This window comes from Bacillus sp. JJ1521 (assembly GCF_036965165.1).
Taxonomy (GTDB): Bacteria; Bacillota; Bacilli; order Bacillales; family Bacillaceae_L; genus Ferdinandcohnia.
The window spans coordinates 1-471 of record NZ_JBALOX010000224.1 but is presented as its reverse complement, the minus strand read 5'-3'; the positions used below and the strand labels follow the sequence as shown (position 1 = coordinate 471).

Sequence of the window (471 nt, the reverse complement as noted above, 5' to 3'; positions counted from 1 at the left end):
TTTGTTAACAATAAGAAAACTGGTACGGTTTCGCTTGAAGAGATTTCTCAGTTGCCCCTCATTATTCCTAGTACCGAAGGCTTAGGAAGCTATAACATCATACATGAAGCATTTTCAAGACAAAAACTTCAATTTACTAGTATTGCAGAGTGCTCGGATATGCATGTATTAATGGAGATGGTTAAGGGAGGTATGGGAGCAACAATCGTACCAAAATCTGTCTTGGATGTGTATGGGGACGAACATCTCTACTCTGCGCCGATAAAAGACGCAAATCTGTATTCTTCATTAGGAATGATCTGGCTTGAACATCATTATGTCTCAACAGCAGCTAAGAATTTTATAGAGTTGGTGAAGAAGGAACTTGCGTAAGGGACGGAGGGTGCTCCCTCCCAAAACCTAATAAAAAAACAGCCCCACATCAGTAGGACTGTTTTACGTTCTCATTTATAGGTTAAATTATAATTTAAC

General features: G+C 39.1%; 1 protein-coding gene. It reads left to right on the top strand.

Annotation, left to right across the window (positions count from 1 at the left end; all coding sequences use genetic code 11):
- Nucleotides 1–372, top strand: a 372-nt coding sequence (locus V7147_RS22875) for a LysR family transcriptional regulator substrate-binding protein (protein WP_335370105.1), incomplete at its 5' end; no start/stop codon positions are given.
- Between the last annotated feature and the right edge of the window lie 99 nt (nt 373–471).